Origin of the sequence: Nocardia sp. NPDC058114 (assembly GCF_042884695.1) — a bacterium.
GTDB lineage: Bacteria > Actinomycetota > Actinomycetes > Mycobacteriales > Mycobacteriaceae > Nocardia.
Map to the genome: position 1 here is coordinate 93,574 of NZ_JBHVTK010000013.1, position 25,362 is coordinate 118,935.

28 protein-coding genes and 1 riboswitch are annotated in these 25,362 nt (G+C 68.0%); of the genes, 17 read left to right on the forward strand and 11 right to left on the reverse strand.

Features of this window, described 5'->3' with window-relative positions:
• The first annotated feature begins 190 nt into the window (after window positions 1–190).
• On the forward strand, window positions 191–1,288 hold the full coding sequence (locus tag ACFVVI_RS32030; RefSeq protein ID WP_387448155.1) for an FAD-dependent monooxygenase: 1,098 nt from the start codon (window positions 191–193) through the stop codon (window positions 1,286–1,288).
• A gap of 2 nt (window positions 1,289–1,290) precedes the next feature.
• On the opposite strand, the gene ACFVVI_RS32035 is transcribed toward ACFVVI_RS32030, so the two are convergent.
• Entirely contained in the window at window positions 1,291–2,190 is a 900-nt protein-coding gene (locus ACFVVI_RS32035; RefSeq protein WP_387448157.1) for an MBL fold metallo-hydrolase, read from the reverse strand.
• Window positions 2,191–2,324: 134 nt separating this feature from the next.
• Between ACFVVI_RS32035 and ACFVVI_RS32040 the strand changes: the two genes are divergently transcribed.
• The gene (locus ACFVVI_RS32040) at window positions 2,325–2,732 is read left to right on the forward strand and encodes a MerR family transcriptional regulator (RefSeq protein WP_387448159.1); all 408 of its coding nucleotides are present in this window, start codon (window positions 2,325–2,327) and stop codon (window positions 2,730–2,732) included.
• 20 nt (window positions 2,733–2,752) lie between these two features.
• Here the strand turns inward: ACFVVI_RS32040 and ACFVVI_RS32045 are convergent, their stop codons facing one another.
• Window positions 2,753–3,733, reverse strand: a complete 981-nt coding sequence (locus tag ACFVVI_RS32045; protein ID WP_378994207.1) for a helix-turn-helix transcriptional regulator — start codon at window positions 3,731–3,733, stop codon at window positions 2,753–2,755.
• A 62-nt stretch (window positions 3,734–3,795) separates the two neighbouring features.
• On the opposite strand from ACFVVI_RS32045, the gene ACFVVI_RS32050 reads away from it, so the two are divergent.
• The 8 genes from ACFVVI_RS32050 (at window position 3,796) to ACFVVI_RS32085 (ending at window position 11,482) form a co-directional block, all read left to right on the forward strand.
• Window positions 3,796–4,287: a pyridoxamine 5'-phosphate oxidase family protein gene (locus tag ACFVVI_RS32050; RefSeq protein ID WP_378994209.1), complete on the forward strand. Its 492-nt coding sequence runs from the start codon at window positions 3,796–3,798 to the stop codon at window positions 4,285–4,287.
• Window positions 4,288–4,372: 85 nt separating this feature from the next.
• The gene (locus tag ACFVVI_RS32055) at window positions 4,373–5,596 is read left to right on the forward strand and encodes a cation:proton antiporter (RefSeq protein WP_378994211.1); all 1,224 of its coding nucleotides are present in this window, start codon (window positions 4,373–4,375) and stop codon (window positions 5,594–5,596) included.
• 27 nt (window positions 5,597–5,623) lie between these two features.
• Window positions 5,624–6,682, forward strand: coding sequence for an N-acetyl-gamma-glutamyl-phosphate reductase (gene argC / locus ACFVVI_RS32060; RefSeq protein ID WP_378994213.1), 1,059 nt, complete (start codon window positions 5,624–5,626; stop codon window positions 6,680–6,682).
• Complete coding sequence (argJ, locus tag ACFVVI_RS32065; protein WP_378994215.1) at window positions 6,679–7,905, forward strand: bifunctional glutamate N-acetyltransferase/amino-acid acetyltransferase ArgJ; 1,227 nt, start codon at window positions 6,679–6,681, stop codon at window positions 7,903–7,905. Before argC ends, argJ begins: the two co-directional genes overlap by 4 nt.
• Complete coding sequence (argB, locus tag ACFVVI_RS32070; RefSeq protein ID WP_387448162.1) at window positions 7,902–8,816, forward strand: acetylglutamate kinase; 915 nt, start codon at window positions 7,902–7,904, stop codon at window positions 8,814–8,816. Before argJ ends, argB begins: the two co-directional genes overlap by 4 nt.
• Entirely contained in the window at window positions 8,813–10,015 is a 1,203-nt protein-coding gene (locus ACFVVI_RS32075; protein ID WP_378994219.1) for an acetylornithine transaminase, read from the forward strand. Before argB ends, ACFVVI_RS32075 begins: the two co-directional genes overlap by 4 nt.
• Complete coding sequence (gene argF, locus ACFVVI_RS32080) at window positions 10,012–10,944, forward strand: ornithine carbamoyltransferase (RefSeq protein ID WP_378994221.1); 933 nt, start codon at window positions 10,012–10,014, stop codon at window positions 10,942–10,944. Before ACFVVI_RS32075 ends, argF begins: the two co-directional genes overlap by 4 nt.
• Window positions 10,945–10,978: 34 nt before the next feature.
• Complete coding sequence (locus tag ACFVVI_RS32085) at window positions 10,979–11,482, forward strand: arginine repressor (RefSeq protein ID WP_056824335.1); 504 nt, start codon at window positions 10,979–10,981, stop codon at window positions 11,480–11,482.
• Window positions 11,483–11,488: 6 nt separating this feature from the next.
• Here ACFVVI_RS32085 and ACFVVI_RS32090 read toward each other — a convergent pair whose 3' ends face one another.
• Window positions 11,489–12,052, reverse strand: a complete 564-nt coding sequence (locus ACFVVI_RS32090; RefSeq protein ID WP_379314395.1) for a TetR/AcrR family transcriptional regulator — start codon at window positions 12,050–12,052, stop codon at window positions 11,489–11,491.
• A gap of 126 nt (window positions 12,053–12,178) precedes the next feature.
• On the opposite strand from ACFVVI_RS32090, the gene ACFVVI_RS32095 reads away from it, so the two are divergent.
• A complete protein-coding gene (locus tag ACFVVI_RS32095) occupies window positions 12,179–13,594 on the forward strand; it encodes an MFS transporter (RefSeq protein ID WP_387448165.1) in 1,416 nt (471 codons plus the stop codon).
• Here the strand turns inward: ACFVVI_RS32095 and ACFVVI_RS32100 are convergent.
• From ACFVVI_RS32100 to ACFVVI_RS32120, 5 genes are all read right to left on the reverse strand, one after another.
• Window positions 13,478–14,299 (reverse strand): DUF4184 family protein, encoded by an 822-nt coding sequence (locus ACFVVI_RS32100; RefSeq protein WP_387448167.1) that lies wholly within the window; start codon window positions 14,297–14,299, stop codon window positions 13,478–13,480. The two genes, ACFVVI_RS32095 and ACFVVI_RS32100, sit on opposite strands and share 117 nt — an antisense overlap.
• A 30-nt stretch (window positions 14,300–14,329) precedes the next feature.
• A complete protein-coding gene (locus ACFVVI_RS32105) occupies window positions 14,330–15,151 on the reverse strand; it encodes an aldose 1-epimerase (RefSeq protein ID WP_387448169.1) in 822 nt (273 codons plus the stop codon).
• A gap of 67 nt (window positions 15,152–15,218) precedes the next feature.
• Window positions 15,219–15,374 carry a hypothetical protein gene (locus ACFVVI_RS32110; protein ID WP_378994231.1) on the reverse strand — a complete coding sequence of 52 codons (156 nt, stop codon included), beginning with the start codon at window positions 15,372–15,374 and terminating at the stop codon, window positions 15,219–15,221.
• A 62-nt stretch (window positions 15,375–15,436) separates the two neighbouring features.
• Window positions 15,437–15,568, reverse strand: a complete 132-nt coding sequence (locus tag ACFVVI_RS32115) for a hypothetical protein (RefSeq protein WP_255284563.1) — start codon at window positions 15,566–15,568, stop codon at window positions 15,437–15,439.
• A gap of 30 nt (window positions 15,569–15,598) precedes the next feature.
• On the reverse strand, window positions 15,599–15,739 hold the full coding sequence (locus ACFVVI_RS32120; protein ID WP_266287497.1) for a hypothetical protein: 141 nt from the start codon (window positions 15,737–15,739) through the stop codon (window positions 15,599–15,601).
• A 272-nt stretch (window positions 15,740–16,011) separates the two neighbouring features.
• Here ACFVVI_RS32120 and ACFVVI_RS32125 point away from each other — a divergent pair, with 272 nt between their 5' ends.
• The 3 genes from ACFVVI_RS32125 to ACFVVI_RS32135 all read left to right on the forward strand — a co-directional run bounded on the left by ACFVVI_RS32125 (window position 16,012) and on the right by ACFVVI_RS32135 (window position 19,319).
• Entirely contained in the window at window positions 16,012–17,214 is a 1,203-nt protein-coding gene (locus ACFVVI_RS32125) for an argininosuccinate synthase (RefSeq protein WP_387448172.1), read from the forward strand.
• A 231-nt stretch (window positions 17,215–17,445) separates the two neighbouring features.
• Window positions 17,446–18,864: an argininosuccinate lyase gene (gene argH, locus ACFVVI_RS32130; protein ID WP_378636916.1), complete on the forward strand. Its 1,419-nt coding sequence runs from the start codon at window positions 17,446–17,448 to the stop codon at window positions 18,862–18,864.
• Window positions 18,865–18,929: 65 nt separating this feature from the next.
• A riboswitch (guanidine-III (ykkC-III) riboswitch) is annotated at window positions 18,930–18,994 on the forward strand.
• 10 nt (window positions 18,995–19,004) lie between these two features.
• Window positions 19,005–19,319: a multidrug efflux SMR transporter gene (locus ACFVVI_RS32135; protein WP_358114922.1), complete on the forward strand. Its 315-nt coding sequence runs from the start codon at window positions 19,005–19,007 to the stop codon at window positions 19,317–19,319.
• A gap of 51 nt (window positions 19,320–19,370) precedes the next feature.
• Here the strand turns inward: ACFVVI_RS32135 and ilvA are convergent, their stop codons facing one another.
• Together ilvA and ACFVVI_RS32145 are read right to left on the reverse strand one after the other, a co-directional pair.
• Window positions 19,371–20,594, reverse strand: coding sequence for a threonine ammonia-lyase (gene ilvA, locus ACFVVI_RS32140; protein ID WP_387448213.1), 1,224 nt, complete (start codon window positions 20,592–20,594; stop codon window positions 19,371–19,373).
• An 80-nt stretch (window positions 20,595–20,674) separates the two neighbouring features.
• Entirely contained in the window at window positions 20,675–21,853 is a 1,179-nt protein-coding gene (locus ACFVVI_RS32145; protein WP_378994238.1) for a serine hydrolase domain-containing protein, read from the reverse strand.
• Between the two features lie 106 nt (window positions 21,854–21,959).
• Here ACFVVI_RS32145 and ACFVVI_RS32150 point away from each other — a divergent pair, with 106 nt between their 5' ends.
• The 3 genes from ACFVVI_RS32150 (at window position 21,960) to ACFVVI_RS32160 (ending at window position 24,982) form a co-directional block, all read left to right on the forward strand.
• Entirely contained in the window at window positions 21,960–22,682 is a 723-nt protein-coding gene (locus tag ACFVVI_RS32150) for a GntR family transcriptional regulator (protein WP_387448175.1), read from the forward strand.
• A gap of 84 nt (window positions 22,683–22,766) precedes the next feature.
• Entirely contained in the window at window positions 22,767–24,254 is a 1,488-nt protein-coding gene (locus tag ACFVVI_RS32155; protein ID WP_387448177.1) for an NCS1 family nucleobase:cation symporter-1, read from the forward strand.
• A complete protein-coding gene (locus ACFVVI_RS32160; protein ID WP_387448179.1) occupies window positions 24,254–24,982 on the forward strand; it encodes an aspartate/glutamate racemase family protein in 729 nt (242 codons plus the stop codon). The genes ACFVVI_RS32155 and ACFVVI_RS32160 overlap by 1 nt, the downstream gene beginning before the upstream one ends.
• A 7-nt stretch (window positions 24,983–24,989) precedes the next feature.
• Here ACFVVI_RS32160 and ACFVVI_RS32165 read toward each other — a convergent pair whose 3' ends face one another.
• Entirely contained in the window at window positions 24,990–25,361 is a 372-nt protein-coding gene (locus tag ACFVVI_RS32165; RefSeq protein ID WP_379314312.1) for a hypothetical protein, read from the reverse strand.
• Window position 25,362: the final 1 nt, after the last annotated feature.

Consider the following 25,362-nt stretch of genomic DNA (forward strand, 5'->3'; position numbering starts at 1 on the left):
CTTCGTGTTGGGCCGAGCACGGATCCGCGACCGGCCCGGACGAAGTCGGGACATGCCGGGCGCGCAGCCGCTGGTGCCCACGATGCACCGACTCGGCGAGAATGGGCATCGTCTGCGACTCGCCGAACAGCGCCGAGCGCGCCTGCGTGCGGACGCCGTTCGTGTCGTACTCGAAACGAGGGAGTGTGCGATGTCCACAGCAATCGTCGTCGGTGGCGGAATCGGCGGAACGGCCGCGGCGCTCGCGCTCGTTCGGAAGGGGTGGTCGGTTCAGGTACTGGAACGGGCGCCGGAGATCGCCGACGTGGGATCCGGGATTTCCCTGTGGTCCAATGCCTTACGGGCGCTGGATGCCCTCGGTGTGGGTGACACGGTCCGTGCGCAGGGTCTGGCGGAGGTGTCGGCCGGAATCAGGGACGACCGTGGGCGATGGCTCGCACGCACCGATGTGGCGACCCTGCGCGAGCGATTCGGTGCTCCGGTCGTGATCCACCGCGCCCGGCTGCTGGACATTCTGCGCGCGGCGCTTCCGGAAGGGATGGTGCGCACCGGGATCTCGGTGCGCGAGGCGACGACCGACGGCGCGGTCGTGCACTCCTCGGGCACCTCCTCCGCCGACCTGGTCGTGGGTGCCGACGGCATTCGCAGCGTCGTCCGGCGTGCGGTGTGCGGCGAAGTCGCGCCACGCTACGCCGGCTACACCGCCTGGCGCGCGGTGGTCGACATCGACGAACCGCTCACCGAATTCGGTGAAACCTGGGGTCGCGGCGCACGGTTCGGCATGGCCCCGCTCGCGGACGGTCGCGTCTACTGCTTCGCCGTCTACGACGCCCCCGAGAACGCCCCCGGCAGCCTCGCCGAAGTGCGCGACCGCTTCGACAACTGGCACCACCCGATCCCGGCTCTCCTCGCCGCCGCGGACCAGAACACGGTGCTGCACAACGACATCTATGACCTACCGGCGCTACCGACCTTCACCGCCGGCCGCATCGCCCTCCTCGGCGACGCCGCCCACGCGATGACGCCGAACCTCGGCCAGGGCGGCTGCCAGGCCCTGGAAGACGCGGTGGTCCTGGCCCGCTCGGCGGGCGAGCCGGACGGCCTCGCCCGCTACGACCGAGAACGCCGCCCCCGAACCCAGATGATCACCGCCCGCTCCGCCCGGATCGGCACCATCGCCCAGCTGTCCGCGCGCCCCCTGGTCACCCTCCGCAACACGGCCCTACGCCTGACCCCCACCTCGACCCAGTTGCGTTCCATGGCAGAGATTCTCGACTGGAAGTCGTGAGGTCACAGCTGCCTCGACCGCAGTGCTCGCGAGTCCTCGTGCCACGCGCACGCCGCCCGATGGTCGTGACTGGGAATGATGCGAACCGCGCCGCGGATCGCGTGCAGCCGGTGGACAGTACGCCAGGTCTCGGTGCGGTCGTTGTCGGCCAGCATGCCGGGATAGCCGGACTTCTGCCGTAGCTCCTCGGTCTGGAGGTTGTGCCAGATCGCGTCCCCCGCGAGCAGGACCGGACCGTGTTCGGTGCGTAAGAGCACACCGACGCTGCCCGGGGTGTGGCCGGACAGGTCGACGAGGACCACCGCGCCGTCTCCGAAGAGATCGTGGCTGCGGGCGAAGGTGAGAACGGGTGGACCGTCCAGATCGTAGACATCGAGAGGTCGTTCGCGAACGGCTCGCCGCACGCCGCCGACCGGCGCCACCGGACCCTCCATCGCCCACGCGTGCTCCGGTCGGTGCAGGCGCAGTGCCAGCCCGGGGAGATCGAGCAGGCCGGCGATATGGTCCCAGTGCAGATGTGTCGGCAGCGCGAAGTCGAGGGCGTTCGCCTCGATTCCACTGCGATGCAGTGACTCGCGGATGTCGAGTACGTCCTTCGGAGGCGTCACCGCGAGCCGCAATATCCGGGGGAGTTCCACCACCGCCCGGTCGTGGACGTCGACGCAGATGCCCGGGTCCACGAGAAAGGTCGCCTTCGGATGCCGGACCACGAAAGCCGTCATCGCGGAATCGATCCGTCGCGGGGCGAACAGTCCTTCGACGATCGCTGCCGTCGGCACACTCTTGGCATTCTGTGCCAGAACTGTCAGCTCGACCGTCGTTGTGCCGCGTGGTAGGTCGTGATCGGGCAACGAGGCCAGGAACCTGCGGTCGGGTTGTCGTGGCCGCAGAGCGCCCGTCACCGCCGATCCCACGGATCGGCAACAGCGCCACAAGTCCGGTGTCGCGATCGAGTCGATCAATGGAGTCCGATTGTCGTTGTGTCCCATGCGAAGTACGCTAAAACTTCAGGTCGACCTGAAGTAAAGGGGTGAATATGCCGCATGCCGACGGGCTGCGCCGCATCGGTGACGCCGCCGCCGAATTGGGCGTCGCCGCTCATGTCCTGCGGCACTGGGAGGACGCCGGTGTCCTGGTTCCGCCCCGCGCGCCCGGCGGGCAACGGATCTACAACGGCGCACTGATCGTTCAGGCCCGCCTCGTCCAGCTCTGTCAACGAGCGGGGCTGTCCCTGGCGCAGATCAAAGATCTTTTCGATACGAGGTCGAGGGCCCGGCGGGTAGCGCTCTTCGCCGACAAGCAAGCCGAACTGCGAGCGCACGTCGACGACCTCACCCGAACCATCGACTTCCTCGGTCACGTGCTGCGCTGTACTCACCCGATCGTTGACGAGTGCCCTGACTGCGTCGAGTTCAGTCGGCCGGGCACCTCGACGTCGGCGTAGGTTTCGCGGTGCTCGGGTGCCTAGGTCGCCGTCGGTCGCCGGTAGCGGGCGAGCATGGCTGCGGCGATGGCGGTCATGCTCGCGCGGAGCTCGGGTGGGGTGAGGACTTCGATGTGTGCACCGAGGGGGAGCAGGGCGTGGGCCAGGACTTCGTAGGACTCGGCGGGGATGGTGATGTCGGCCCAGCCGTCCGCGTCGGGGGTGCCCGTCGAGGCGAGGGCTTCGCGGACGGCGGCGGGGTCGTTCATGAGGCGCAGCAGGCTCAGGTGGTCGATGGAGATCCGGCAGTGTGCGCTCACGCGCAGCATGGATCGGGCGAACTCCTCGGCGGCGGACTGCCAGTGCTCGGCCAGGTCGAAAGGCGCTGGGCGGATGAATGATTCGCCGGTGTGGACTGCGGTGGCGATGCGGCTCGCCCGGTACGAGCGGATGTCGGTGTGTTCGCGGGCGATCAGATACCAGGTGCCTGCCTTCATGACCAGGCCGAGTGGGTCGAGGGTCCGTTCCACCGTGCGATCGCGGCGGCGGTAGGTGATCGCGAGGCGGCGGTCGTGCCAGAGGGCGTCGGCCACCGTGGCCAGGGTGGGGGTGTCGTCGGGGCGCTGGAACCAGCCGGGCATGTCGATGTGGACGCGTTCGGCGATGCGGGTCGCCCGGCCGCGGAGTTCCGGTGGCAGGGCGGCGAGCATTTTCAGCTGGGCGGTGGCCAGCACGGTCCCCAGGCCGAGGTCGGCGGCGGCGCCGGGGAGGCCGGCGAGCAGGACGGCGTCGGCTTCGTCGGAGGTGAGGCCGGTGAGCCGGGTGCGGTAGCCGTCGATCAGCCGGACACCGCCGCCGCGCCCCTGCTCGCTGTACACCGGAACGCCTGCCGCCGAGAGTGCTTCCACGTCCCGATACACCGTGCGTACCGACACCTCGAGCTCGCGTGCCAACTCGCTCGCGGTCGCGCCGCCGCCCGCTTGTAACAGCAGCAGCAACTGCACCAACCTGCTCGCTCGCATATTCGGAGACTAGCCGCGAAACCTGACACAAGATGTCAAGGTTGGGTCGTACCGTACGAGATATGACCACGTGGAGCCAGTTCACCGAAGAAGCACCGAGCATCGCGGCCTTGTTCCAGCGCAGACACCAGGCCACCGGCAAACTGTGCATGCTCGGCACCCTGCGCGCCGACGGATCGCCACGCATCAGCCCGATCGAGCCGATGGTCTTCGAGGACATGCTGGTCCTGGCCGGCATGCCCGATACCCGAAAATTCGACGATCTCGCGCGTGACCCACGCTTCTGCCTGCACACCGCCACCGTCGACACCATGGTCTCCGACGGCGACGCGAAACTCTTCGGCACCGTCACCGACCTGAAGGACGAAACCGTCCACGCCCGCTTCGCCCAAAAGCTCTTCGACGACAGCGGTTTCGACATCCGCGGCGAGAAATTCGACCACTTCTACGTCGCCGACCTCACCGGAGCCTCCACCGTCGAAACCAACGACGACCACCTCGACATCACCGTCTGGAAACCGGGCGCGGGCGAAACTGTCGTCCGCAAGCACTGAGTCATCCCTGCGCGCGCGGTGGTGTGACCGATCGCCCGCGCGCGGTTTCGGGGATCGGGCATGCCGCTGTGCCACGATGACCTGCATGGATCTGCTCGCTTCCGAGGGTGTCGGCGATCCCTCGCCGATCGTCTCGCTGTTCTTGATCGCGCTCATCGCGGTGGTCGCACCGCTGCTGTCGCGGCTGGTGCGCGGGTATCTGCCGGATGTGGTGATCCTGCTGGTGGCCGGGGCGGTGGTCGGACCGCACGTGCTCGGGTGGGCGAGCAGCGCGGGCGGGGTCGACCTGGTCAGCGAGTTGGGCCTGGGGATGCTGTTCCTGCTGGCGGGCTACGAGCTCGATCCGCGGTTGCTGCGCGGCCGCTCCGGGCGGACGGCGTGGGTGGTGTGGATCGTGTGTCTGCTGTTCGCGTTCGTGATCGTCATGGTGGCGACGGACACCTCCAACGGCACCCGCGTCGCGGTCGCGATCGCGTTGACCTCCACCGCGCTCGGCACCCTGCTGCCGATTCTGAAGCAGGCGGGAATCCTCGACTCGCGGCTGGGCCGGGCGGTGATGACGCACGGCGCGGTGGGCGAGCTGGGGCCCATCGTGGCGATGTCGGTGCTGCTCACCAGTCGCGATGCGGGCAGCGCGGTGGTGGTCGTCGTGATGTTCGTGGTGGCGGCCGTGGTGGTCGGATTCGTGCCGGTGCGGATGTTCGATCGCATGCCGGATCTGGGCGCCGGGCTGGCCAAGCTGGGCGGTGGCACGTCGCAGCTGCCCGTGCGCGGGGTGGTGCTGCTGCTGTTGGTGCTGATGGTGGTCGCCGAGGTCTTCGATCTGGACGTGGTTCTCGGCGCGTTCGCCGCGGGCATGATTCTGCGGCGGCTCATCGCGGCGGGGCATCCGGATGTGGACTCCTCGCTCGAGGCCATCGGGTACGGATTGCTGATCCCGGTGTTCTTCGTGGTGTCGGGCATGGGCATCGATGTGGCGGCGGTCGGCCGGAATCCGGCACTGTGGTTGTGGTTCGTGGTCACCATCGCGATCGCCCGCGGGTTGCCCGTCTGGCTGAGTGAGCGGTTCGTGCCGCGCGCGGACACCCTGCCGACCGCACGGGAACGCGTCGAATTGGCGCTCTTTGCCGCGACGGGCCTGCCGATCATCGTCGCGGTGACCCAGGTGGCCACCCAAACGGGCTTGCTGACCGCCGAGGTCGCCTCGATCCTGGTCGCGGCGGGCGCGACGACCGTTCTGGTGTTTCCGCTGGTCGCACGCCTGATCGGGGCGTCGGAGGCGAAGTCGGTCACACCCGCTCATGAATGAGCTTGCATAGTCGTGCATAATCATCACATGGTTGATTCGTCGGGAGGACCCGTGTTGCGGGTGGCGGTTGCCGGTGCGAGTGGATACGCCGGTGGCGAAGTGTTGCGTCTACTGCTCGGTCATCCCGAATACCGAGCGGGGCGCCTCGCGATCGGGGCGCTGACCGCCGGTTCCAACGCGGGTACCGCACTGGGCGCGCTGCAGCCGCATCTGCTGCCCCTGGCGGACCGGATTCTCGAGGAGACCACTCCCGAGGTCCTGGCTGGTCACGACATCGTGTTCCTCGGCCTCCCCCACGGTCAGTCCGGCGCCATCGCGGCAGCCCTGCCCGACGAGACCGTCATCATCGACTGCGGCGCCGACTACCGGCTCACCGACGCCGCCGCCTGGGAGAAGTACTACGGCAGCCCCCACGCGGGCAGCTGGCCCTACGGCCTGCCGGAACTGCCCGGCGGCCGGGCGAAGCTCACCGGTGCCCGGCGGATCGCCGTGCCCGGCTGCTACCCGACCGTGTCGAGTGTGGCGCTGGCCCCGGCGATCGCCGCCGGGATCATCGAGCCAGCGGTGAATGTCGTTGCGGTGAGCGGTACTTCGGGTGCCGGTCGCAAGCTCGATGTCGGCCTGCTCGGGTCCGAAGTGATGGGCAGTGTCCGGGCCTACGGCATCGCGGGCGCGCACCGGCACACCCCCGAGATCGCGCAGAACCTGAAAGCCGCAGGCGGCGTGGATGTCTCGGTGTCGTTCACCCCGGTGCTGGCCCCGATGCCGCGCGGCATCCTGGCCACCTGCACCGCACCGACGAAGGTCGATGCCGCGCAGGCACGTGCCGTCTACGAAAAAGCTTATGCCGAAGAACCTTTCGTGCACCTGCTGCCCGAAGGCGTACTGCCGCAGACCGGTTCGGTGCTCGGATCCAACGCCATCACCCTGCAGGTCACCGTCGACGTCGACGCGGGTCTGCTCGTGGTGATCGGCGCGATCGACAACTTGACCAAGGGCACCGCGGGCGCCGCGGTGCAATCGATGAATCTGGCCGTCGGATTCGACGAGACCGCAGGACTTTCCACCGTAGGAGTGGCACCGTGACGACCCCTGATCCGCAGACCCCGGACCACGGCAAACTGATCCACACCCAGGGCGTCACCGCGCCACTGGGATTCCGCGCGGCGGGCATCGCGGCCGGTATCAAGGCCAGCGGCAAGCCCGACCTCGCGCTGGTGCTCAACGAGGGCCCCGAATACGCGGCGGCCGGCGTCTTCACCAGCAACCAGGTCAAGGCCGCGCCGGTGCTGTGGTCGCAGCAGGTGCTGAAGACCGGTCATCTGCGCGCGGTGATCCTGAACTCCGGTGGCGCGAACGCCTGCACCGGCCACGGCGGTTTCCAGGACACCCACAAGACCGCCGAGGAACTCGCCGCGGCACTGAGCAATTGGGGCACCGAGACCGGTGCGGGCGAGATCGCGGTCTGCTCCACCGGTCTCATCGGTGACCGCCTGCCGATGGACAAGCTCGTCCCGGCGATCACCGAGATCGTGCACGAGATGGGCGGCGGCATGTCGGGTGGCTCCGACGCCGCCCACGCCATCATGACCACCGACACCGTGCCGAAGGAGTCGGCATTCCACAGCGAGGACAAGTGGAATGTGGGCGGCATGGCCAAGGGTGCGGGCATGCTCGCGCCGTCGCTGGCCACCATGCTCGTCGTGCTCACGACCGACGCTGTGGCCACACCCGAGCAGCTCGATTCCGCCCTGCGTAAGGCCACGAAATACACCTTCGACCGGCTCGACGTCGACGGTTCCTGCTCCACCAACGACACCGTGCTGCTGCTGGCCAACGGCGCCAGCGGCGTCGCGCCCGCGCAGGAGGATCTCGACGCCGCGGTGTTCACGGTGTGTGACGACCTGGCCGCGCAGCTGATGGCCGACGCCGAGGGCGTCACCAAGCGGGTCCAGGTCACCGTTACCGGCGCGGCCTCCGAGGACGAGGCGCTCACCGTCGCCCGCGCGGTCGCCCGCGACAGTCTGGTCAAGACCGCGCTGTTCGGCTCCGACCCGAACTGGGGTCGCGTGCTCGCCGCCGTCGGCATCGCACCGGTGACCCTCGACCCGAACCGGATCGCGGTGTCGTTCAACGGCAATCCGGTCTGCGTCGACAGTGTCGGCGCGCCCGGCGCCCGCGAGGTCGACCTGTCCGGCGAGGACGTCGACGTGCTGATCGAGCTCAATGTGGGGGAGGGCGCCGCGATGGTGCGCACCACCGACCTCTCGCACGCCTACGTCGAAGAGAACTCGGCGTACAGCTCATGAGTAACAGTGTGGTGCACACTCTTTCGGCGCTGGACAAGGCGCACGTGCTCGCCGACGCGCTGCCGTGGCTGCAGAAGTTCCGCGACAAGATCGTGGTCGTGAAGTACGGCGGCAACGCCATGGTCGACGACGAACTCAAGTCGGCCTTCGCCGCCGACATGGCCTTCCTGCGCACCGTCGGCGTGCATCCCGTCGTCGTGCACGGCGGTGGCCCGCAGATCAACGCCATGCTGAAAAGGCTGGGCATGGAAGGCGAATTCCGCGGCGGCTTCCGCGTCACCACCCCCGAGGTGATGGACGTGGTCCGGATGGTGCTGTTCGGTCAGGTGGGCCGTGAGCTCGTCGGGCTCATCAACGCGCACGGCCCGTACGCGGTCGGCATCTCCGGTGAGGACGCGCACCTGTTCACCGCCACCCGGCGCACCGTCGCCGTGGCAGGCGTCGCCACCGACATCGGCCTGGTCGGCGACGTCACCGAGGTCAACCCCGGCGCCGTGCTCGACCTGATCGACGCGGGCCGCATCCCGGTGGTCTCCACCATCGCCCCCGACGCCGACGGCGTGGTGCACAACATCAACGCCGACACCGCCGCCGCCGCGCTGGCCGAGGGCATCGGCGCCGAGAAACTCGTCGTGCTCACCGATGTCGAGGGCCTCTACACCGACTGGCCGGACCGCTCCTCGCTGACCAGCCGGATCGACGCCGACGCGTTGGCGAAGTTGCTGCCGCGCCTGGATGCGGGCATGGTGCCGAAGATGGAAGCGTGTCTGCGCGCCGTGCTCGGCGGGGTCCCCAGTGCCCACGTGATCGACGGGCGCGTCCCGCATTCGGTACTACTGGAGCTGTTCACCGGAGAAGGAATCGGAACCATGGTGACCCCTGCCGGGGCGCCGGATGGAACGCAATCATGAGCGAAACAGAGATGCTGCAGCAGCGGTGGTCGGCCGCGATGATGGACAACTACGGCACCCCGAAGGTCGCGCTGGTGCGCGGCGCCGGTGCGGTGCTCTACGACGCCGATGGCAAGCGCTACATCGACTTCCTCGGTGGCATCGCGGTCAACAGCCTCGGCCACGCCCACCCCGCCATCCTGGAAGCGGTCACCCAGCAACTGGGCACGCTCGGCCACGTGTCGAACCTGTACGCCAGCGAGCCCGTGATCGAGCTGGCCGAGAAGCTCCTGGCCCACTTCGGCGACGGTGAGGGCAAGGCGTTCTTCTGCAACTCCGGCACCGAGGCCAACGAGGCCGCGTTCAAGATCGCGCGGCTCACCGGGCGGTCCAAGATCGTCGCCGCCGAGGAGGCGTTCCACGGACGCACCATGGGCGCGCTCGCCCTGACCGGTCAGCCCGCCAAGCGGACACCGTTCGAGCCGATGCCGCCCGGCGTCGTGCACGTGCCCTACGGTGACGCCGCCGCGCTCGAGGCCGTGGTCGATTCCGACACCGCCGCGGTGTTCCTCGAGCCGATGATGGGGGAGAGCGGTGTGGTCGTCCCGCCGTTCGACTATCTCGCCAAGGCGCGGGAGATCACGTCCAGGGCCGGGGCGCTGCTGATCCTCGATGAGGTCCAGACCGGAATCGGGCGCACCGGAACATTTTTCGCGCACCAGGCGGCGGGCATCGTGCCCGACGCGATCACCCTGGCCAAGGGGCTCGGCGGCGGCCTGCCGATCGGCGCGGTGCTGGCCCAGGGCCGCGCCGCCGAACTGCTCACGCCGGGTCTGCACGGCACCACCTTCGGCGGCAATCCCGTCTGTGCGGCAGCGGCTTTGGCCGTGCTGCGCACGATCGACTCCGACAACCTGCTGACCCACGTGGAGTGGGTGGGCAAGAAGCTCAGCGACGGCATCGCGTTGCTCGAGCATCCGGAGATCGACCACGTGCGTGGTGCGGGTCTGCTCATCGGCATCGTGCTGAAGAACGACATCTCCGCCTACGTCGACGAACGGGCGCGTGAGGCCGGCTACCTGCTGAACCCCGCCAAGCCCGACGTGATCCGGTTGGCGCCACCCCTGGTGCTCACCGAAACCCAGGCCGACAATTTCGTCGCCGACCTGCCCGAGATCCTCGACAAGGCCGCCGCCGATGCTAAGGGAGCGACCAAGTGACCCTGCGTCATTTCTTGCGCGACGACGATGTGACGCAGGCCGAACAGGCCGAGATCCTCGCCATCGCCGCCGAATTGAAGAAGGACCCCTTCGCGCACCGGCCGCTAGACGGCCCGCGCGGAGTCGGGGTGATCTTCGAGAAGAACTCCACCCGCACCCGCTTCTCGTTCGAGCTGGGCATCGCTCAGCTCGGCGGGCATGCGGTGGTCGTCGACGGTCGCGACACCCAGCTGGGTCGTGAGGAGACCCTCGGCGACACCGGCAGCGTGCTCTCGCGCTACGTCGATGCCATCGTGTGGCGGACCTTCGAACAGTCCCGCCTCGACGAGATGGCCGTCACCGCGACGGTTCCCGTGGTGAACGCGCTGTCCAACGAGTTCCACCCCTGCCAGGTGCTCGCCGATCTGCAGACGATCAGCGAGCGCAAGGGCTCGCTCGCCGGGCTGAACCTCACCTACTTCGGTGACGGCGCCAACAATATGGCGCACTCGCTGTTGCTCGGTGGCGTGACGGCGGGCATGAACGTGACCGTGGCCGCGCCCGCGGGCTTCGAACCGCTGCCGTGGATCCTGGACGCCGCCGCCAAGCGCGCCGCGGAAACCGGTGCGACCGTGTCGGTCACGGGCGACCCGGTGGTCGGCGCGACCGGCGCGGACGTGCTCGTCACCGACACCTGGACCTCCATGGGGCAGGAGAACGACGGTCTCGACCGCGTCGGCCCGTTCCGCCCGTTCCAGCTGAACACCGAGCTGCTCGCCCACGCGACTCCGGAAGTGATTGTGCTGCACTGTCTTCCGGCGCACCGGGGCGAAGAGATCACCGACGAGGTGCTCGACGGTGGGCACAGTGTGGTCTGGGACGAAGCCGAGAATCGCCTGCACGCGCAGAAGGCGCTGCTGGTGTGGCTGCTCGCGAAAGCCGCCGCGTGAGACCGCGAACCGGGGCCGGCGTGGGGGCTGGGCGATGAGCGCGCCCGAAAAGGGCTCGCCCGCGATCGCTCGCACCCGCGCCGGCCGCCAGTCACGCATCATCGAACTGCTGACCTCGCATTCGGTCCGCAGTCAGACCGAACTCGCCGCGCTGCTGTCGGCCGAGGGGATCGAGACCACCCAGGCCACCCTGTCGCGTGACCTCGACGAACTCGGCGCGGTGAAACTGCGCGCGGCCGACGGTGGCGCGGGCGTCTACATCGTCCCCGAGGACGGCAGCCCCGTGCGTGGGGTCACCGGCGGCACCGGCCGCCTGTCCAAACTCCTCGGTGACCTGCTCGTCTCCACCGACGCCAGCGGCAACCTCGCCGTCCTGCGCACCCCGCCCGGCGCCGCCCACTTCCTGGCCAGCGCCCTCGACCGCGCCGCCCTGCCCTACATCGTCGGCACGATCGCCGGCGACGACACCATCGCCGTCATCGCCCGCGAGCCGCTCACCGGCGCCGAACTGGCGGCGAAAATCGAAGACCTGGCCTGAGCGCCGCTAGCGCTGGGCGCGAAGGCCGGCCAGCGCCACGTCGGTGAGCAGTGGGGCGGACTCCGGGGCGGCCTGGCAGCCCGCGCCGATGCCGTGGCCGAGGCGCAGGATGTCGCGGGGGCTCACCTCGGGGCGGATCTCGCCTGCCTCCTGTACCGGGATCAGAACGCTGCCCGCGGCCTCGGCCAGCAGGGCGGAGCAGGCGGCGAAAGTGTCCGAGGTCCGGTCGATGGCGGCTTTGAGAGTGGTTGCCAGGCCGTGCTTTTCGAGAATGTAGGTGACCAGCTCGCCGAACCAGGCGTCGAACGCGTCGAGGGGGGCGTGCGTTCGGCGTAGTTCGTCTGCCCGCGCGGCGAGTGTCTCGATATTGGCGCGATACACCGCTTCCATCAGCGTGGTGCGATTCGGGAAGTGGCGATACAGCGTTCCGGGACCGACCCCCGCGCGTCGCGCGATGTCGTCCAGCGGTGCGTCGGTGCCGTGCTCGGCGAACGCGTCGCGGGCGCAGTCGACGATGCGCTCGTAATTGCGGCGTGCGTCGGCGCGCATCGGCCGCGACGGTGCGTCCACAAGATCCTCCACTGGAAACGGATGAAGTCTCCGTTTAGTCTTGCGGAACCGGAGACTTTCTCCCTATGCTAGCTCTGTCATAAACGGAGACTCTCTCCGTTTGAGTTCCTTTCTGATGGAGCGTTCTTGACTACCACCACTTTCTTGGAAAAACCCCAGGTGGACCGGGTTCGGCCACGGCTCGTCCTGGTCACTTTGCTGACCTGTCAGCTCATGATCATCCTCGACATCACCGTGATGAATGTGGCGCTGCCGCACATCAGGGCCGACCTCGAGTTCAGTGCAACCGGCCTGTCCTGGGTGATGAACTCCTACACCCTCGTCTTCGGCGGCCTGTTGCTGCTCGGCGGCCGCGCGGGCGACCTGTTCGGCAGGCGCACCCTGTTCATCGCGGGCGTGGTGCTGTTCACCGTGGCCTCGCTGGCCGGTGGCCTGGCGCCGTCGGCCGGGTGGTTGCTCGCGGCCCGCGTGCTCCAGGGCATCGGCGGCGCCATGGCCGGGCCGAATACCCTTGCGCTCCTGACCACTACGTTCACCGAGCCCAAGGCTCGAATCCGGGTGCTCGCCTTGTTCTCCGGGATGTCCAGCGCCGGATTCGCGATCGGCTTGATCGTCGGCGGGTTGCTCACGGAATGGTTCGGCTGGCGCTCGGTGCTGTTCATCAATGTGCCGTTCGGCCTGGTCATCGCGGTACTCGCACTGCGGTACCTGCCCGATTTGCCGCGTCGCGCCGCCCGGCTCGACCTGCCGGGCGCGGTGACGGCGACCGCGGGCGTGGCCGCCCTGGTCTACGGTTTCATCAGTGCCGCCTCGCACGGTTGGGGCGCGGCGGGCACCGATATCTGGCTCGCGGTCGGGGCGGCCTTGCTGGCCGCCTTCATCGCGATCGAACTGCGTGCGCCACAACCACTTCTGCCGCTGCACCTGTTCGCCGATCGCAACCGCGCCGCCGGCTATCTGAACATGTTCCTCGGGCCGATGGCAGGCATGTCGATGTTCTTCTTCCTCACGCAATATCTGCAGGATGTGCTGGGAATGAGCTCGCTGGCAACGGGTTTCGCGTTCCTGCCCACAGCGGTACTGATGTTCACCATGATCCGGCTGATCCCGCGACTATTGGCACGCTTGGGCCCGAAGCCGGTGACGCTCACCGGCGCCGTCGCCATGGTCATCGGACTCGTGCTGCTGACCAGGCTTTCGGAGGACTCCGGCTATTTCCCCCTGCTGTTCGTGGCGATGGTCGCGATGGGCTGCGGTATCGGGTTGGCGTTCTCGCCGCTGAACGTGATCATCATGTCCACGGTCTCGCCCGACGAGGCGGGTGCGGCGGGCGGCGCCCTGCAGACCATGCAGCAGACCGGCGGCGCGCTGGGCTTGGCGATCCTGGTGACGATCTTCGGCACCGCCGCGCGCGACGCGGGCGGTTCACCGACCCACGCCCTGGTCGGCGGCATGACCGCCGCCTTCGCGGCAGCCGCCGTCATCGCCGCCCTGACCTTCCTGGTCGCGCTCACCTTCCGCAGCGTCCGCTCGCCGCGGTGAGCGCACGCGACCTGCGCCGAGGTGCCAGAGCGCGGCGTAGACGGCCCAGGCGACAACCGTCGCCCGAGCCGCACCGACGATCGTGTGTCGGATCAGGTCGTAGGTACTGACCCGGGTGACCGGGTCGTCGACGGCGAGTGCCACACCGATGACCGGCGCGGTGAGCAGCACGGCGACGACGGCCCGGTGCGTCCACGTGGGTGGGCGAACCTTGCGCCGGGTGCGGCGCACCACGAGGTAGGTGAGGACCACCGTTCCGGCGAGAGAGGAGAGATAGCCGAGGACGTTGTAGGTCTTGTGCGGCTCGATGACCGACGTCCGCAACAGAGCCGAGTGCTGGACCACGAAACCTGTTGTCTGAGTGAAAGAATCCCAGACCACGTGTGTCGCGGTACCGAGTACCAGGGCGGTGACCGCCGAAACCGCCGCGAGCCCCGCTGATCTGGGATCAGGGGACGAGGCGGGCGCCAGGCCGAGAAGCGCCGAGGCCGGGCCGGCGGAAAGCCGGAAAGCGACGAGTAGCACCAGGCCGATCAGCAGGTCCCAGCACAGAACGCCGACAACCGAGTGGGTTGTGGTGCCGGACAGGGGGCCGGGCAGGTAGTAGACGACGTCGGGGGCGATGGATCCCGCGACGAGTGCGGGAAGGGGGAGATATCGAGCGAAGGGCAGCACCGCGACGGGATGGGCGAACGTGATCGGCACGCAATCACCGTAATCGGCGGTGGTGCTGGGCTACTCGGGCTGCGGAGTCGTTCGGTTCCGCGACAGGCGTTGCCATGTCCAGTCGACGTGGACATCGAGTGGAGAGTCGGGTGTGACCATCCGGGGTGCGGTGTTCAGGCCGTTGGGTGGGCCGGACTGGGCCTCCACCGACAGGGATTGCTCCGGCAGGGTCCAGACGACGACGTCATGGACGGGGCTGGTGATGGTGAATGCCAGGAATCCGGGCCAGGTGAGGCGGGCGAGAACGCCGTCGGGCATGCCGAAGCAGTCGTCCCACGGTGGCGGCGTCGGCGCGATCTCGCGGCCGGTGGGCAGGTAGTCGTCGCCGCGTTCGTACTGCCATGCCGGGTCGAAATCGAGCCGCACCGGCCCGGTCGCGGGCGGGACTTCGCGCAGGAACCACGGATGCCAGCCGCCCTGGGCGGGGAAGGCGTCGTGGTCGGTGGCGATGCGCATCGCCAGGGTGAGGCCGGTGTCGGTGAGGGTGAACGTCTGGGTGACCGTGCCCGCGAACGGCCACGGATCGCGCAGACGATGACTGACCGTCGCCTCCGTCGGCGAAGCCGCGACCACCTCCCACACTCCGTCGCGGGCGGTGCCGTGAATGCTGTGCGGCGGGTTGTTGATCGGCATCTGATACGTGTGGTCGCCGACGGTCAGTTCGCCGTCGCCGAGCCGACCTGCCCACGGTGCCATGACGAAACAGCCGGTGCCCGGATCCTGCCGGAGCAGCTCGGTGCCGTCGACGGTCAGGCTGTGGATCGCGCCGCCGTCGCCGGGGGCGATCGTGAGACCCGCGGAGCCGACATCGAGCCGCACATCGTCGGTCATGATTCGCACACTAGCCGCGTGACTGTGCCTTCAGCGGTAACTCACGCCGAAAGCTGGGATGTGGTCTTCAGTTGAACGGGTACTGCCCGCCGCCCGCGCCGCCACCGCGATTATTCGGCGTGGCGATGTCGATGATGTTCTGGACCAGCTCGACGACTGCTCTACCGACATCGAGAACACCGTTGCCGAGGGTCGAGAATTCCTGCGCGATGTAGTGGAGCATCTTGTTCGTCCTCACGTGTGGCGAGCCGAATAGTGCTCTCCCAGAGTGCCACAGGTGAGGAGTCAGGAGTTGAGGAAGTTCAGGATCAGCAGGGTCAGTGGGGCGGTGATCTCGAAGACGGCACGGCCGACATAGAGGCCGAGGGCGGCGCCTGCCTCGTAATTGTCGGAGAGGAACTGCAGGACTTCATCCATGATGTGCTCCCTGGATTCGAGGTCGGTGAGTCAGGCGAAGAATCCCTGGAGCAGGGGAGTGCCGAGGTCGATGACAGCCTTGGCCACCGTCAGGCTGAGGTTCCCGAGTCCGATGACAACCGTTCCGATCAGGTCGTAGTTGGCCTCGGCGAAATCACGTAGCGACTGCATGATGGCTCTCCTTCGGTCCCGACCTGATGGCTATCTGCTGTGACCAGCGTCTCATAGCCGAGAGTACTCGCCAAGGGCTGCGATGGTGTCGTCGCAGGTGATCGGCTATTTCACCGGCGTAGGTCCGAGGCTGTACCCCCCCGGTTATGAATGAGATTGCATCATCATGCATAATCATTTGTAGCAACGGCGTGAGCCGACCGGCGGCCGGAGCATCCATACTGCTCAGGGCAGCCCTTTTTACGTACCAGACTTCGAGGAGCACAACAGACATGTCCGATCGCGTCGTACTCGCCTACTCCGGTGGGCTTGACACCTCCGTCGCCATCAGCTGGATCGCGAAGGAGACCGGTTCCGAGGTGGTGGCCGTGGCCATCGACCTGGGCCAGGGCGGCGAGGACATGAGCGCGATCCGACAGCGCGCACTCGACTGCGGCGCCGTGGAGGCCATCGTGGTCGACGCGCGCGACGAGTTCGCCGACGAGTACTGCCTGCCCACCATCCAGGCCAACGCCATGTACATGGGCCAGTACCCGCTCGTCTCGGCCATCAGCCGCCCGCTGATCGTCAAGCACCTGGTCGAGGCCGCGAAGTTCCACAACGCCACCACCGTCTCGCACGGCTGCACCGGCAAGGGCAACGACCAGGTCCGCTTCGAGGTCGGCATCGGCGCGCTCGCGCCCGACCTCGAGGTCATCGCCCCGGTCCGCGACTACGCCTGGACCCGGGAGAAGGCCATCGCCTTCGCCGAGCAGAACCGCCTGCCGATCAACGTCACCAAGAAGTCGCCGTTCTCCATCGACCAGAACGTGTGGGGCCGCGCGGTCGAGACCGGGTTCCTCGAGGACCTGTGGAACGCGCCCACCAAGGACGTCTACGACTACACCGCCGACCCGACGGTGAACTTCGAGGCGCCCGACGAGGTCATCATCACCTTCGAGAAGGGTGTGCCGGTCGCCATCGACGGCCGTCCCGTCTCGGTGCTGCAGGCCATCGAGGAGATGAACACCCGCGCCGGCCGTCAGGGCGTGGGCCGTCTCGACATGGTCGAGGACCGCCTCGTCGGCATCAAGAGCCGCGAGATCTACGAGGCGCCGGGCGCCATCGCGCTGATCACCGCGCACCAGGCGCTCGAAGCCGTCACCGTCGAGCGCGAGCTGGCCCGCTACAAGCGGCAGGTCGAGCAGCGCTGGGGCGAGCTGGCCTACGACGGCCTGTGGTTCTCCCCGCTCAAGCGCGCACTCGACGCCTTCATCTCCGACACCCAGCAGACCGTCACCGGCGAGATCCGGATGGTGCTGCACGGCGGGTCCGCGGTGGTCAACGGCCGTCGCTCCGAGCAGTCGCTCTACGACTTCAACCTGGCCACCTACGACGAGGGCGACACCTTCGACCAGTCGCTGGCCAAGGGCTTCGTGCAGATCCACGGCCTGTCCTCCAAGGTCGCCGCCCGCCGCGACCTGAACCAGAAGTAAGCACGCCCGCCGCCTTCCCGCCTCCCCGCGACTTCTGCCGGTCGTAGGGGGCGGTTGGCGTCGGTTCCGGGCTCGCCTGAGGTGTACACCTGTTCTGGGCGTGCCCGATGAGTTACCCATGTTCTCGCTAGATCAGTCGGCAACCGTAGGCTCGATTCGGTTGCCCTTCGTGCGCTGGCAGCCGATGTGCGACTGTGAGCGCGACCGCCTATACCCAGGAGAGGGCACACGATGACCCATAGTGGAACCAACGAAGGTGCGCTCTGGGGTGGGCGATTCGCTTCCGGTCCGGCCGAGGCGATGGCGGCGCTGAGCAAGTCGACCCACTTCGACTGGGTGCTGGCTCCGTATGACATCCGCGCGTCCAAGGCGCATGCTCGCGTGCTGCACAAGGCCGGGCTGCTCGCCGACGAGGATCTGCCCGCCATGCTGGCCGGTCTCGACGCGCTCGCGGCCGATGTCGCCTCCGGTGCCTACGGCCCCGCCGACTCCGACGAGGATGTGCACGGTGCGCTCGAGCGTGGCCTGATCGAGCGGGTCGGGACCGAGCTCGGTGGTCGGCTGCGGGCCGGTCGTTCGCGCAACGACCAGGTGGCGACCCTGTTCCGGATGTGGCTGCGCGACGGTGTGCGTCGCGTCGCCGCCGGTGTGCTCGACGTGGTCGACGCGCTGGTCGCGCAGGCCGCCGCGCATCCCGACGCCGTGATGCCGGGCAAGACCCACCTCCAGGCTGCCCAGCCGGTACTGCTCTCGCATCACCTGCTCGCCCACGCGCATCCGCTGCTGCGCGATCTGGAACGCCTGCGCGACTTCGACAAGCGCGCCGCCATCTCCCCGTACGGTTCGGGCGCGCTGGCCGGTTCCTCGCTGGGCCTCGATCCCGAGCAGATCGCCGCCGAACTGGACTTCACCGCCTCCGCCGCCAATTCGATCGACGCCACCTCCTCGCGTGACTTCGCCGCCGAGGCCGCCTTCGTGCTGGCCATGATCGGCGTCGATCTGAGCCGGATGGCCGAAGAGGTCATCATCTGGAGCACACCGGAATTCGGCTACGTGACCTTGGCCGACGCCTGGTCCACCGGTTCGTCGATCATGCCGCAGAAGAAGAACCCCGATGTCTCCGAGCTCACCCGTGGCAAGGCGGGCCGCCTGATCGGCAACCTGACCGGCCTGCTCGCCACGCTGAAAGCCCAACCGCTGGCGTACAACCGGGACCTGCAGGAAGACAAAGAGCCGGTCTTCGACTCGGTCGCCCAGCTCGAACTGCTCCTGCCCGCCATCGCGGGCCTGGTCGCCACCCTGACCTTTCACACCGACCGGATGGCCGAACTCGCACCCGCCGGGTTCACCCTCGCCACCGATATCGCGGAATGGATGGTGCGCCGAGGTGTTCCGTTCCGCGTCGCCCACGAGGCGGCCGGTGCGTGCGTGCGCGTCGCCGAGGCGCGCGGTGTCGGTCTCGACGAGCTGACCGACGAGGAGTTCGCCGCCGTCGACCCCGCGCTCACCGCCGGTGTGCGCGAGGTGCTCACGGTGCAGGGTTCGATCGCCTCGCGTAACGCGCGGGGTGGCACCGCCGGTGTGCGTGTGGCCGAACAGCTCGACGAGGTCCGCAAGACCGCGGACGACGCTCGCGCCTGGTTGAGCTGAGGCGGGGAGGTGGTGACTTCACCCACCACCCGCTTGCCAAGAGATTGCCGGTGTGACAACTTGGCAGTGAGCCCGAACGGGGCTCCCGGACGAGGGTAGCCGTACCCGGAACGCGACAAGACGGCCACAGGAGGCTCGTCATGTCGTGGATTCTGCTCGTCATCTCCGGTGTGCTGGAAGCAGTGTGGGCCACCGCGCTGGGCCGGACCGAAGGGTTCACCCGGCTCGTCCCGACCGTGGTTTTCGGCGTAGCCCTGGCAGCCAGCATGACCGGGCTGGCGCTGGCCATGCGCGATCTCCCCGTCGGCACCGCGTACGCGGTCTGGGTGGGCATCGGCGCCGTCCTGACCGTCGTCTATGCCATGGTCACCGGCGCGGAAGCTTTCTCGGTCGTGAAGGCCGTGTTCCTGGTGATGATCGTCGCCGGTGTGGTCGGGCTGAAAATGGCGCACTGACGCGGTGATCCCCGGGCGCGTGGTGCGGGAACCCGGTGCGCGCACGGGGTTCTAGAGCTCGGCGTGTACGCGGAAACCCGAGTCACGCAGTGCGTCCAGAACGTCGTCGCGGTGCGCGGAGCCGCGGGTTTCCACGGTGAGCGACACCTCGACCTCGTCGACGGCCAGCCACGGCCCCGTTCGCGAGTGCACGACATCCACCACGCTCGCGCCGGCGCGCCCGACCACGGCGAGCAGCGCGGACAGGGCGCCTGGCCGGTCGTCGATCGTCACGTGCATGGCCAGGTAGCGGCCCGCGGCGCTGAGACCGTGGCCGATCACGCGCGTGAGTAACAGCGGGTCGATATTCCCGCCCGACACGATGGTCACCACCGGGCCGGGCAGATCTTCGAGAGCGGAGGTGAGCAAGGCGGCCACGCCCGCCGCACCCGCGGGTTCGACGACGAGTTTGGCCCGTTCCAGGCAGAGCAACAGGGCCCTGGACAGGGCGTCCTCGTCGACGGTGACGATCTCGGACACCAGCTCGGCGACATGGGCGAAGGGCACCGCGCCGGGTAGTCCGACCGCGATACCGTCGGCCATCGTCGACATCCGTGGCACCCGGACCGGCCTGCCCGCCGCCAGCGAATCCGGCCACGCCGCCGCCTCGGCCGCCTGCACGCCGATCACCCGGACATTCGGCGCCAGCGCGTGCAACGCCACCGCGACACCCGCGAGCAACCCGCCACCACCGGTGGGCACGACGACCGTGCCCACCTCGGGAACCTGTTCGAGGATTTCCAGCGCGACCGTCGCCTGACCGGCGACGATGTCGGGATGGTCGAAAGGATGGATCAGGGTCGCGCCGGTCCGATCGGCGAATTCCTGTGCGGCATCCAAGGATTCGTCGATCGTGTCGCCCACCAGATGCACGTCGGCACCGTAGGCGCGCGTCGCGACGAGCTTCGGCAGCGAGGCCCCGACCGGCATGAACACCGTCGAGGCGATCCCGAGCTCGCTCGCCGCCCACGCCACCCCCTGCGCATGGTTGCCGGCGCTGGCTGCCACCACGCCCCGCGCGCGATCCGCCGCCGGGAGATGGGCGATCCGGTTGTAGGCCCCGCGCGGTTTGAACGACCCGGTCCGCTGCAGGTTCTCGCATTTGAGCAGCACCTGCGTACCCGCCCGCTCCGACAACACCCGCGACCCCACGATCGGTGTCCGTCGAATCACCGGCGCCAGCAATCGCGCGGCTTCCTCGATCCGCTCCAGTCCCACGGTCTCCATCGGCCACATGGTGCCAGGTTCGGCATCGCCAGTCGGGTATCCCGGTGTTGCGTCCATATTGTGCAGTGATCAACCGACCGGCGAGTGGCTCAGCGCAGTTGCGAGGACTTCGCGATGTTGTGGGCGATGGTGCCGAGGCGGGTGAGGCGGGCGTCGCCGAGCGGGGTGAGTTTGCCGCCGAGACGATTGGTGACGAAGGCCAGGGAGAGGCCGGTTTCGGGATCGGCGAAGGCGCCGGAGCCGCCGAGGCCGAAGTGGCCGAAGGCGGAGATCGGGTCGGCCTTGGAGGGTTTCATCGGGACGCCGTGGAAGCCCATGGCCCAGGGGATGCGGAACGCCAGGACGTAGTCGGGGGTGAAGACCTGGCGCGCGGCGAAGCGGGGGATCGAGCCGGGGGAGAGGATGCGGGTGCCGTCGAGTTCGCCGCCGTTGGCCAGGGCGGCATACACGCGGGCGAGCGCGCGGGCGGAGAAGACACCGTTCACGCCGGGCATCACCGAATCGTGGACGCGCTCATCGACGATCAGGTCGGCGAACCCGCGCGGGGTGGTCTCCGCGGCGGCGGCGAAACGGGTACGGGTGAGCAGATCGGAGCCGGTGTCCCAGTCCATGCCCGCGGCGCGCAGGCGCGGGAAGGTGGTGGCGATGCGGTGGCGCTGATCGTGCGGCACCCGGAACCAGAGTTCTTCGGCATCGAGAGGTTCGGCCAGTTCGGTGCGCACCACATCGACGAATGCGCGGCCGGTCACCCGCGCGACGATCTCGGCGGCCAAGTGCCCGTAGCTGATTCCGTGATAGCCGCTGGTGACCCGATGCCGCGGATCGGGAGTGGCGGCGGCCAGCGCGGCGGTGACGGCAGCGTCATCGAGGAAACTCTCGATCGGCCCGGGCAGCAGGCCACGCAGCCGGTGCAGGCCGGCGCGGTGGGTGAGTACATCGCGCACGGTGATGGCGGCCTTGCCCGCCGCGGCGAACTCCGGCCAGTACTCGGCGACCGGGCTGTCGTAGTCGAGCTGTCCCCGATCGGCCAGCTGATGAATCACGGTGGAAGCCACGCCTTTTCCGGTGGAGAAGCCCAACGCCACCGAGTCCGCCGTCCACGGCACACCAGGGCTCGCGTAGCCCGCCCACACATCGACGACGGGCTCGCCGTGCAGATACACGCACAGTGCGCCACCGCCGTGCGAGGGCTTGCGGAACAGATGGTCGAAGACGGTGACCAAGCGGACGAAACGGCGATCCACCGACTGCGCTGTCGAAACTCCCATCCTTCGAGCATGCCATCACACACTAGGGACCGGTCGGTACGGTGATCGTTTCCTAACTGTCACACCGAACACCGCGCACGCAATACGCGGTCCATAGCATGCTTGCATGCCCCCGAGACGACGATCGGCGCTGCTCGCAAGGCTTGTGGTCGATGAGCCAGGCCGACCGCAAGTGATTCTGGGCGAACTGCGCCGGGTGATCCTCGACGGTGCCGTACCGCCGTGCACCGTGATCCCGCTGCGCGAAGTCGCCGAGCTGTTCGGGGTGAGTCACATCCCGGTCCGTGAGGCGCTCAAGACGCTGATCGGGGAGGGCCTGGTCACCCACCGTCAGCAGCGCGGCTACCAGGTGGCCCAGCTCACCGCCCGTGAACTGCGCGAAATGTACATCGTGCGTGACACTTTGGAGACGGCATCACTCGCCGCGGCCGCGCTGCACGCCGACGAGGCCGAACGCGCGCACCTGCTCGCGGTGAACGACCTGCTCGAACGCGCCATCCTCGACGACGATCCCGAGTCGTACCAGCGTCAGTCCCGCAGCTTCCACGTAGCGCTGACGCGGCCGTCACGGATGTTCCGGCTGCTGTACATGCTCGAAGCCGCGTGGAATGTCACCGAGCCGGTGCAGTCGATGGTCCACATCGACCGACTCGACCGCGAGCGCCTGCACATCGACCACATCGCCATGCTCGACGCGTTCCTCGCCCGCGATGTCGACCGTCTGCTCATCGCCGCCGAGGAACACCATCGCAGGCTGGAAACCGTGGTCGCGACCCTGCCGACTGATACCGGGCTGCTCGCGCCGGAAGATATATCTTCGGTGCAATAGGCGCGAAATTCCCGGGAAACCGCTGGGCAATTGCTGATACTTACCGTCAGTTCAGCAGATGTACCCTTTCGGACGGGAACGATCATGACCGACACCCTTACGTCCTCGGCGGTTCCCGCCGGCGAACCGCCCACGTACGACCCGCGGCTGACGAACGAGGATCTGGCGCCGCTGCGCAAGCAGAGCTGGGGCACTTACAATATCTTCGCGTTCTGGATGTCAGACGTGCACAGCGTCGGCGGATATGTCACGGCGGGAAGCCTTTTCGCACTCGGACTGGCCAGTTGGCAAGTACTCGCCGCACTGCTCATCGGCATCACCATCGTGTACTTCTTCTGTAATCTGGTGGCGAAACCCAGTCAGATGACCGGGGTACCCTATCCGGTGATCTGCCGCAGTGCGTTCGGCGTGCTCGGCGCGAATATCCCCGCGATCATCCGCGGTCTGATCGCGGTGGCCTGGTACGGCATTCAGACTTTCCTCGCGTCGGCGGCGCTGGATGTCGTTCTGGTGAAACTGTTTCCGGGATTGGCCCCATACGCCGTCACCGCCGACTACGGGTTCCTCGGACTGTCGGCCCTGGGCTGGGGCAGCTTCCTGCTGCTGTGGGTGGTGCAGGCGTGCGTGTTCTGGCGCGGCATGGAATCGATCCGCAAGTTCATCGACTTCTGCGGTCCCGCCGTCTACGTCGTCATGTTCCTGCTCTGCGGCTACCTCATCGCGAAGGCGGGCTGGAGTGCCATCGACCTGAAACTCGGCGATGTGAAATACACCGGCTGGGCGTCGGTGCCGGTGATGCTCGGCGCGATCGCACTCGTCGTGTCGTATTTCTCGGGGCCGATGCTCAATTTCGGTGACTTCTCCCGATACGGCAAGAGCTTCGCCGCGGTGAAGAAGGGGAACTTCCTCGGGCTTCCGGTGAATTTCCTGGTCTTCTCGGTACTGGTGGTGGTCACCGCCTCCCTGACATTGCCGGTGTACGGCGAGCTCATCACCGATCCGGTCGCCACCGTCGCCGAGATCGATTCCACTTTCGCGATCGTGCTCGGCGCCCTCACCTTCACGGTCGCCACCATCGGGATCAATATCGTCGCGAACTTCATCTCGCCGGCTTTCGATTTCTCGAACGTCAGTCCGCAGCGGATCAGCTGGCGGGCGGGCGGCATGATCGCGGCGGTCGGTTCCGTGCTGATCACCCCCTGGAATCTGTACAACAATCCTGACGTCATCCACTACACCCTCGAGGTTCTCGGGGCCTTCATCGGACCGCTGTTCGGGGTGCTGATCTGCGATTACTACTTGGTGCGCAAGCAGAAGGTGGTCGTCGACGACCTGTTCACGATGTCGGAGCAGGGGACGTATTACTACGCGAAGGGCTATCACCCGGCCGCGATCATCGCGACCGCGGTGGCCGCCGCGGTGGCGGTGTTCCCGGTGCTGGCCAACAGCCTGCCCGGCATGCACTCCGCCGCCCAATACAGCTGGTTCATCGGGTGCGGCATCGGCTTCGCCCTCTACTACCTGCTGACGGGCGCCGCGCGGACGGCCGCTGCCGAGGAGGTCGGTGTCTGATGCGCATCCGGGTCGTCAACCCGAACACCACGCGGGCGATGACCGACACGATCGAGCAGTGTGCGCTGGCCGTCGCGGGCCGGGGCACACTGCTCGACGCGGTCACCTCCGAGATCGGGCCCGCTTCGATCGAGAGCCACTACGACGAGGCGATGAGCGTGCCGGGCCTGCTCGCCGCGATCCGGCAGGGCGAGGCCGACGGTGTGGACGGGTATGTCATCGCCTGCTTCGGTGATCCGGGCCTGGACGCCGCACGGGAACTGGCGACGGGGCCGGTGATCGGGATCGCCGAGGCGGCCATGCACGCCGCGAGTCATCTCGGCCGCGGATTCAGTGTCGTCACGACGCTCGGCCGCACCATCGGGCGAGCGGCCGATCTCGCGGAACACTATGGGATGCAGCGGTTCTGCCGGGGGATCCACGCGTGCGAGATCCCGGTACTCGCCCTCGACACCGACCCGGACGCGCGCAAGATCGTCACCGAGGCGTGCCGGGTCGCCGTCGCGCAGGACGGGTCAGATGCTGTGGTGCTCGGGTGCGCCGGAATGGCGGAGCTGTGCGCGCACATTCGCGACGAGATCGGGGTGCCGGTGATCGACGGCGTCGCGGCGGCGACATTGACCGTGCAGTCGCTGCTGACGATGGGCCTGCGCAAGTCGGGTAGGGGAGAGTTCGCGACGCCGCCGCCGAAGACCTACGCGGGACTGCTGGAATCCTTCGGTTCGTGAATGCCGCTCAGACGCCGGCGGTCTCGGTGCTCAGCGCGTTCAGCACCGCGGTGAGATCGTCGACGTCGACGACCAGACGGGTGAAGTCCGGCCCGTCCAGGTCGATCCGCACGGCGCTGCCGCCGAAAGTGGTGTCCCAGAACTCTTTGCGGCCCTTGCCTCGGTAGACGCCCGCGGCGATCACGCCGGGGATGAAGGTGCCGGGCGCGCGGACCCACGGGGGCCGCAGGTCCACTTCGGCGGTGGCGATCTCGGTGATCGCGGCGCGGTCGATCACGACCTGCTGGCGCAGGGCGAGCAGGCGATGCCCACCGAGCACATTGACCGTCACCGTGTCGTCGTTGATCTCGACCTCGACCATCGCTACCTCACTCGCCATC

Bases quoted from the DNA above. Each gene is read 5' to 3' on its own strand.
- ACFVVI_RS32030 (WP_387448155.1), top strand. From the start codon at position 191: ATGTCCACAGCAATCGTCGTCGGTGGCGGAATCGGCGGAACGGCCGCG.
- ACFVVI_RS32040 (WP_387448159.1), top strand. From the start codon at position 2,325: ATGCCGCATGCCGACGGGCTGCGCCGCATCGGTGACGCCGCCGCCGAA.
- ACFVVI_RS32045 (WP_378994207.1), bottom strand. From the start codon at position 3,733: ATGCGAGCGAGCAGGTTGGTGCAGTTGCTGCTGCTGTTACAAGCGGGC.
- ACFVVI_RS32050 (WP_378994209.1), top strand. From the start codon at position 3,796: ATGACCACGTGGAGCCAGTTCACCGAAGAAGCACCGAGCATCGCGGCC.
- ACFVVI_RS32055 (WP_378994211.1), top strand. From the start codon at position 4,373: ATGGATCTGCTCGCTTCCGAGGGTGTCGGCGATCCCTCGCCGATCGTC.
- argC (WP_378994213.1), top strand. From the start codon at position 5,624: ATGGTTGATTCGTCGGGAGGACCCGTGTTGCGGGTGGCGGTTGCCGGT.
- argB (WP_387448162.1), top strand. From the start codon at position 7,902: ATGAGTAACAGTGTGGTGCACACTCTTTCGGCGCTGGACAAGGCGCAC.
- ACFVVI_RS32075 (WP_378994219.1), top strand. From the start codon at position 8,813: ATGAGCGAAACAGAGATGCTGCAGCAGCGGTGGTCGGCCGCGATGATG.
- ACFVVI_RS32085 (WP_056824335.1), top strand. From the start codon at position 10,979: ATGAGCGCGCCCGAAAAGGGCTCGCCCGCGATCGCTCGCACCCGCGCC.
- ACFVVI_RS32105 (WP_387448169.1), bottom strand. From the start codon at position 15,151: ATGACCGACGATGTGCGGCTCGATGTCGGCTCCGCGGGTCTCACGATC.
- ACFVVI_RS32110 (WP_378994231.1), bottom strand. From the start codon at position 15,374: ATGCTCCACTACATCGCGCAGGAATTCTCGACCCTCGGCAACGGTGTT.
- ACFVVI_RS32115 (WP_255284563.1), bottom strand. From the start codon at position 15,568: ATGGATGAAGTCCTGCAGTTCCTCTCCGACAATTACGAGGCAGGCGCC.
- ACFVVI_RS32120 (WP_266287497.1), bottom strand. From the start codon at position 15,739: ATGCAGTCGCTACGTGATTTCGCCGAGGCCAACTACGACCTGATCGGA.
- ACFVVI_RS32125 (WP_387448172.1), top strand. From the start codon at position 16,012: ATGTCCGATCGCGTCGTACTCGCCTACTCCGGTGGGCTTGACACCTCC.
- argH (WP_378636916.1), top strand. From the start codon at position 17,446: ATGACCCATAGTGGAACCAACGAAGGTGCGCTCTGGGGTGGGCGATTC.
- ACFVVI_RS32135 (WP_358114922.1), top strand. From the start codon at position 19,005: ATGTCGTGGATTCTGCTCGTCATCTCCGGTGTGCTGGAAGCAGTGTGG.
- ilvA (WP_387448213.1), bottom strand. From the start codon at position 20,594: ATGTGGCCGATGGAGACCGTGGGACTGGAGCGGATCGAGGAAGCCGCG.
- ACFVVI_RS32145 (WP_378994238.1), bottom strand. From the start codon at position 21,853: ATGGGAGTTTCGACAGCGCAGTCGGTGGATCGCCGTTTCGTCCGCTTG.
- ACFVVI_RS32150 (WP_387448175.1), top strand. From the start codon at position 21,960: ATGCCCCCGAGACGACGATCGGCGCTGCTCGCAAGGCTTGTGGTCGAT.
- ACFVVI_RS32155 (WP_387448177.1), top strand. From the start codon at position 22,767: ATGACCGACACCCTTACGTCCTCGGCGGTTCCCGCCGGCGAACCGCCC.
- ACFVVI_RS32160 (WP_387448179.1), top strand. From the start codon at position 24,254: ATGCGCATCCGGGTCGTCAACCCGAACACCACGCGGGCGATGACCGAC.
- ACFVVI_RS32165 (WP_379314312.1), bottom strand. From the start codon at position 25,361: ATGGCGAGTGAGGTAGCGATGGTCGAGGTCGAGATCAACGACGACACG.